The 7917-nt window shown below is 23.9% G+C and carries 4 protein-coding genes; 3 read left to right on the top strand and 1 reads right to left on the bottom strand.

The genetic code is table 11. From position 1 onward, the window contains the following. Positions 1 to 736: 736 nt before the first annotated feature. The 3 genes from MBBAR_RS08775 to MBBAR_RS08785 all read left to right on the top strand — a co-directional run bounded on the left by MBBAR_RS08775 (position 737) and on the right by MBBAR_RS08785 (position 5561). Entirely contained in the window at positions 737 to 3730 is a 2994-nt protein-coding gene (locus MBBAR_RS08775; RefSeq protein WP_080460983.1) for a DEAD/DEAH box helicase, read from the top strand. A 442-nt stretch (positions 3731 to 4172) separates the two neighbouring features. Then, the gene (locus MBBAR_RS08780; protein ID WP_080460984.1) at positions 4173 to 4484 is read left to right on the top strand and encodes a hypothetical protein; all 312 of its coding nucleotides are present in this window, start codon (positions 4173 to 4175) and stop codon (positions 4482 to 4484) included. 15 nt (positions 4485 to 4499) lie between these two features. Further along, a complete protein-coding gene (locus MBBAR_RS08785; protein WP_080460985.1) occupies positions 4500 to 5561 on the top strand; it encodes a ribonuclease H-like domain-containing protein in 1062 nt (353 codons plus the stop codon). A 660-nt stretch (positions 5562 to 6221) separates the two neighbouring features. Here the strand turns inward: MBBAR_RS08785 and MBBAR_RS10345 are convergent. Next, a partial coding sequence (locus MBBAR_RS10345) for an Ig-like domain repeat protein (RefSeq protein ID WP_158082571.1) occupies positions 6222 to 7917 on the bottom strand: 1696 nt, incomplete at its 5' end.

Below are 7917 nucleotides of genomic sequence, written 5' to 3' on the forward strand. Positions count from 1 at the left end.
TTATTACATATATCTCTATTAATATTAATATTTAATAGAGAGATAATAAGGAGTATAATAAGGATTATAATAGGGAGAGTATAATAGAGAGTATTCTTTATTTAATAGAAATATGTTAAAAAGCAATATAAATAATTATCTAATCTAAAAGTTATAGTAGCTCTTAAAAGTCATAGTAAATAGTATTAATAAAAATAGAAAAAATCTAATAATTTTAAATAAATTAACAGAAGAAAAGACCCTCAATTGATTAAATTAAAATACAAAATAATATGGTCGAGACTGCTAATAATATGGATTAATGAAGATAATCAATTGAGGGGTGGTATGACATTGTGTTTAAATTTGTTTTGACATTACCATTATTATGTTGTCATTACTAGTATATAAATATTTAGGTATACCTAAATATATCATCAATTTTTTAATATTATATAATAATATTTTCATGAAATTCTATTCATGAAAATTATAAGTATTTTATAAAATTATAATATAAAATTATAAAAACTTTTTTTAAATATTAAAAAATCTAAAATTATTAAATGAAATATTCTTAATTAAAAGTAATGTTTATTAATATAGTCTAATAAAAATTAAAATAGAACTTTAAAATTCAATAATATATAAACGAGTAGATTAAAAAATAATATAATTAAATGAATGAAACTTAAATAAAAAATAGAAATTATAACTAATAGATAAATTAGTAATAACCAAAAACAAAATGATTCCTATGGATAAATTAGCTATAGATAAATTTAAAAATGATATTAGATTCCGTCATAAAATAGCTCATATTGAAAAAATACCTGGTAAAAAAGCTATTTACATGAATTTGGATGAAATAGACCCCAAAATAGCTAAATATCTTGAAAAAAATAATATTAAATTATATAAACATCAAGCAACTGCTTATAAAAAGATTAAAAATAAAAAAAATATAATCATTACAACACCAACAGCTTCAGGAAAAACACTAGCATTTAATTTACCAATACTTGAAACAATGTTAAAAGATAAAAAAGCAACTGCAATGTATATCTATCCAGCTAAAGCACTATCAAATGACCAATTGAATATTTTAAAAAAACTCGAAGATGAAATAGAATTAGAAATAAAACCAGCAACTTATGATGGAGATACACCAAAAAATAAAAAATATGGAATTAGACAGAACTCACGGATAATCTTAACAAACCCATATCAAATACACCACATACTATCATGGCATCACCAATGGAAACGGTTTTATAGCAACTTAAAATATATTGTAATTGATGAAGCACATTATTACAAAGGAATATTTGGATCAAATGTTGCATACTTAATAAGAAGACTAAAACGAATAGCTAAATTTTATGGGTCATCACCACAATTTATACTATCATCTGCAACCCTTGCAAACCCATTAGAATTAGCAAATAAATTAGTAGGGGAAAATTTTTACCTTATAGATAAAGATACATCTCCAAGTGGTGAAAAAGACTTTATATTTTACAATCCATTTTATAAAAACTTAAAAAAAAATAAAGGAAATAATTCACAATTAAATTCAGAAAATGGAACTGAAAGCATTGGAAACATTAAAGACCTTGAAGATAAATTCATTGAAGATACAATAGCAAATAACAATGAAGATAATTGGACAAAAATAACAGATGGTCTATCAATACATCAAGAAACAGAAATGATATTTTTATATCTTCTTTTAAAAGATATTCAAACACTTTGTTTTACAGTGTCTCGTAAAATTGCAGAACTCATAGCTATGTGGGCAAAAAAAGACATGGAAAACTATAAAAAGCCACTTGCAGAAAAAATAACAGCCTATAGAGCAGGATATTTAGCTAATGAACGAAGAGAAATCGAAAATGGTCTAAAAAACAGGGAATATCTTGGAGTTACATGTACAAATGCTCTTGAACTTGGAATTAACATAGGCTCTCTTGATGCAGTTATAATATCCGGATATCCTGGAACAATGATTTCAACATGGCAACAAGCTGGAAGAGCTGGAAGAGGTAATCAAAAATCAATAGTAATACTACTTGCTTTTGAAAATCAGTTAGATCAATATTTCATGAAAAATCCAGAATTTTTCTTTGATAAACCTCATGAAAATGCAATAATAGACTTAAATAATAAAATGATTATTAAATCTCATCTTTTATGTGCAGCTAATGAGATACCAATTACTGTTGATGAGGTAAATGAAATATTCAAATGTGATGAAACACTATTAGATAAGGCAATTGAAAGCTATGATTTAATAAAAAATAAAAGAGAACAATATATTTATCCTCATGATGATGAGGCATCATTTAAACATTCCTTAGATCAGCTATCAAACGATTCATTTAAAGTAATGTCTAATGGAAAACTACTTGAAAATATGGAAATAGGACAAGTTTACAGAGAAGCTCATGAAGGTGCTGTTTTAATAAATAAAGGAGAAACATACATTGTTGATAGTGTGAACTTAAAATCAATGTATGTTAATGTTTATAAACAAGCTGTTGAATACCATACAATCGTTTTAAAAGATGTTGATATTAAGATCAAGTCAAAAATAAAAAAAGAAAAGATTGGAAATTTCACAGTGCATTTTGGTGAATTAGAAGTATCTGAAGATTACCACAAATACAAAAAAATGCACTTTTCAAAATCCCTTGGAACTTTTACACTTGATCTTCCACCACTAAGATTTAAAACTAAAGGAATATGGTTCACTATATCTAATAAAATAAAAGAACATCTTGAAGATAAGTTTGATGAAGACAATGTATTTGCTGGAGGTTTACATGGGGTAGAGCATGGATTAATTGGATTATTCCCACTACATGTAATGTGTGATAGATTTGATATTGGAGGTTTATCAACAAATTATCATGAAGATACCCAAGAAGCAACTATTTTTATATATGATGCCTATGAAGGAGGAATTGGGATTTGTGAAAAAGCTATAGAAGTCTTTAATCAATTAGTTCAATCAACAAAAGATTTAATTGATAATTGTCAATGTGATTCTGGGTGTCCTTCATGCATATATTCTCCAAAATGTGGAAATGAAAATAAACCACTTCATAAAGATGCTACAAGAAACATACTTAATTTTATTCAAAATGAGATTGATACAGCTGAACAAGACAATATTTTAGATAAAATTCACTTAGAAGATAATTACAATAAAATTAATAATAAGCTCAATAATAAAATTAATAGTAGTATTAATAATAAAATAAGTAATACCATTAATAATAAATTAAGTAATACTATTAATAATAAAGTAAGTAATAATAAAGTTAATAATTGTATTAATAATAATATTAATAATAATTTTAATAACAGACAAATTAATTATAGACAAAGTAATAACAGACAAAGTAATAATAAAGTAAGTAATAATAATAAAATAAATAATAAAAACAATATAGAAAATGAAGAAAAAATTAATAATAAAGAATATAATATTCAAACTAAACTTAAAGAAGCATTGAAATTCTATAAAGATAAAAATTACACATTTGCAAAAGATTTATTAATAGATATATTAAATTACGATAAATATAATTCTAATTCATGGTACTTATTAGGAGCTATACTAAAAGAACAAGGAGATGAAAATGGAGCATTGAAATTCTTAAAAAAATCCATTATTGTAGATCCAGCTAATGAAAAGGCACATGAATTAATAGATATAATTAAAAATCAATCTATTAAAAAATAGAATAATTAATTCAAAAAAGACTATTTATAATAAAAAATCTAAAAATAACAAAATTATTAATATTAAAAAAATTAAAAATCAATAAGTGAAAAGCTAAATTACTATTTATAAATATAAAATTGAAATTTAAAAAAGATATAGATAATAAAGTAATAATATTAGAAGATATAGTAATAAAAAATATTATAAGATTATTGTAAGATATTATATAGGAATATTATAAGACACAATAATAGGATCATTATATAAAATATTTCATCATATAAGATATTTAATAAAAATATTATAAAAAATTGTAATAAAAATATGAATCATATCTATAATCAATGGATATTTAATAATAGATTTTTAATAATAGATTTTTTAATAATGGCTTTTAAAAAAAATGTTATATAGAATAATATAAGTTCTATATAAATTAAAATAATTATAAAAAGATAATATGTCCAAGGATCAAAAAATAAAAATAAAAAATGAAATTATAACTAAAATAAATGATGTGTTGGAAAATAATCAAATCCAAAAGATTGATAATCTAACCACAGTAAATTCATCTGATAAAATCTCCTATTTAGGAAATATAAAAGTTTTTGATGAAAATAAATTAGAAAAAATCATTTCAAATATGAATGAAATTTTTAATAAATATGGATCATTTTCAATTAGAACAGAAGATATTACCTCCTGTTGTAAACCTCCATATAAAAATATCAGTTTTAAAGTTAATATTAATCTCACAGACAAAAAAGAATAGGTTGTAAAGATATAAATGAAATCAGAAAGATATGAAAATCATGAAAAAGATATGTTAAAGTCAATATTATCAAAATCTTTAACTTCTGCAGCACCTTCTAAAGAGACTATTGCTAAAGCCCATGCAAACTCTGGAATTAACTCTGATGATCCTCTAATAAAATTAAAATATACCTTATTAGAACAATATCAAGATCAAAGGTTAGATGATATTGAAGGTAGCGAAATCATAGAAAATAGTTCTGGAGAAACATTGAAGATCACAAAAAAAGAAAAAATCGATTTTTCAATTGATAAGAAGGAATTTGAAAAAGAATTATTTTGTGACTTAAAATTAATTCCTAAAATAGGGCCTGCTACAGAAAAAAAACTTAAAGAAGAAGGATATGAAGATATAAACTCTCTTTTAGAGCATGAAAAATATAAAAAGCATGCAGAAGAAATTATTGAAAAACTAGAAAATGGATCACATATAGATAAATTTAATCTAATTAGAAAAAATTGTAATAATAAAGGAAAAATGCTTAAATGTGCTGGAGATCTTGAATATGATAGTTTCAAATTTATGGATATTGAAACATTAGGTCTTTCTAACGTCCCAATTATACTTATTGGTATAGCTGAAATGGATAAAAAAGGAAAATCTATTACTTCAACACAATATCTCCTTAGAAGAAAAGTAGAAGAAGCAGCAGTTTTAGAAGGTTATTTATCTCACATTGACGAAGATTCAACCCTTATTACTTATAATGGTGCTAGTTTTGATGTTCCATTTATTAGAAATAGATGTAATTACTATCAATTAAACAATGAAAGTCAACCATTCCATTATGATTTAATTTATTATGCAAGAAATCTTTGGAAAGATAAACTACCAAATTGTAAACTAACTACTATAGAGAAAAACATATTTGATATTAATCGTGTTGATGATGTTCCAGGATCACATATACCTGAATTTTATGATGCATATCTAAAAGAAGATAATATTGGACCTTTAGTTCCCATCATTGAACATAACCGTTTTGATATAGTATCATTAGCTAAATTTTTAAATAGAATGTGTGAAAAATTTTAATAAAAATAATTAAAGTTAATCTAAACTTTAATTAAATTATTAATATAAAATAAATTACTATAAAAAGTAAATTACTATAATTATAAATTAAATTAATATTACAATTAAATTATAATTATTATTAAAAAATAGGCTTTGTAGAAATCCTAATTTTTTATATTTGAAGTTTCACTTTTTTTTTTGAAAAATTTATTCTTTAATTTTCAAATAAACTATCCTTTTTTTTCTTTAAATTTTTATATTTTGGTTTATATTTAGTTATTTTGAAATTTAAGGATTATAAAGATATAAATATTAATAATGAGAATATATATTATTATAAAACGCAAAAATACATACTCTCAGTTTAATGATTTAATTTCAAGACAATTAAATCTTTTCGGATTTTAACTTTGAAAAGCCTGAAAAATTATATTAAAAAATTTAAAAATCAATGCATCACTGATTTAAATGAAAATAAACTTATAAATTTCATTATTTATACTTATAATTAATGCTAAAATCTGTTTAAAAAAGATCAACACAAATAAGCTAAAAAAAAAGGATTTCTACAAAGTCAAAAATAATATAAAAAAAATAATAAAAATTAAAATATAAATAATAAAAATAAATATGGAGGAAAAAATAAAATAAGCCCTCCTAAAAAAAAAAAATGTTTAATTATTGTTTTCTTCTTAAGCTGATTCCAAATATACTTATCAATACTAGTATAATAGGTATTATTGGTATTCCTGTTTTTTTCATAGTAGCTATTGCTACTGGATTATCAGTTGTTTTATTGCCATTACCATTAGTATTATTAGTTTTATTAGTATTGTTAGTATTGTTGTTTTTGGTTTCAAATTCAGCAAATGCTAAATTACTAAAGTAATTTTCATTGTCAGATGAAACTGTAATCTTATGTTTACCAGGTGTAAGTTTAGAATTGGGTATATGGAATATTCCAACTCCATCAGAGTCTGTTATCACAGATCCTATGTATTTACCATCTAATTCAACATCAACTTTATAATCTGGTATGATATCACCATCTTCATCAACTACTTTAACAATCAAATCAACAGAACCATCCTTATTTTCATTAACAGTAACATTAACAAAGCTTTCACCTTTTTTAACATCAAAACTAGTGCTGTTAGTAAAACCTAAATATTTAGCATCACCATTGAAATTAAGTACAACTGTAATTTTTCCAGTATTTTCAGGTTTATAAGTTAAATACCAGTAACCATTGAAATTGGTTTTCACTAAATGTTTTTTACCATCAATAGTAATTTCTAATTCACTATCAGCTATTTTATTACCTTCCTCATCGAGAAGAACACCACTTATAACAGTAGTTTTCCCTACTCTAAAGTCAGCTGAAAGGTCAATACTAGAATATGTAGCTAATTTATTAACATTGAAGTTAGTATTATTGTTAAAACTAGTGTAATTTTCATTACCTTCCCAAGTAAGATTAATAGTAAATTCACCTGCATGAGTTGGGGTGTAATTAATATTCCAACTACCATTTTCAGCAGTTGTTACATTAAAGTTTTCACCATCAATAATAACAGTAATAGTAGTATTAGCTATTGGATTACCATTTTCATCAGCTAAAACACCATCAATTATTATAGAATCTCCAACCTTAACATCACTAGGAATATTAATAGAAGAATTAACACCATTCTTAGCCACTGAAAAGCTAGTTGCATTATTAAAAGCAGTATAATTTTCGTTACCAGCATAATTAACAGTAATAGTTATGTTTCCTGTGCGGTTAGTTGTGTAATTAAGACTCCAACCACCAGTAGAATTAATAGTAACATTATTATAAACATTACCATCAACACTAACAGTCAAAGAATCAGAGCCATTACCAACATAACCAACAAGTTCACCAGAAATAGTAACATTGTTGCCAATATTCACAGTTTCAGGATTAACAACAATACTAGAATTAGTATCATTCAAAATCACAGTAAAACTACTTGCATTAATAAAACTAGTATAATTTTCATTACCAGCATAACTAACAGTAATAATTATGTTTCCTGTGCGGTTAGTTGTGTAATTAAGACTCCAACCACCAGTAGAATTAATAGTAACATTATTATAAACATTACCATCAACACTAACAGTTAAAATGTCAGAGCCATTACCAACATAACCAACAAGCTCACCAGAAATAGTAACATTATCACCAATACTCACAGTTTCAGGATTAACAACAATACTAGAATTAGTATCATTCAAAATCACAGTAAAACTAGTTGCATTAGTAAAACTAGTATAATTTTCATTACCAGCATAAGTAACAGTAATATTTATGTTTCCTGTGCGGTTAGTTGTGTAATTAAGACTCCAACCA

The sequence above is a fragment of the Methanobrevibacter arboriphilus JCM 13429 = DSM 1125 genome, from assembly GCF_002072215.1.
Lineage (GTDB): Archaea > Methanobacteriota > Methanobacteria > Methanobacteriales > Methanobacteriaceae > Methanobinarius > Methanobinarius arboriphilicus.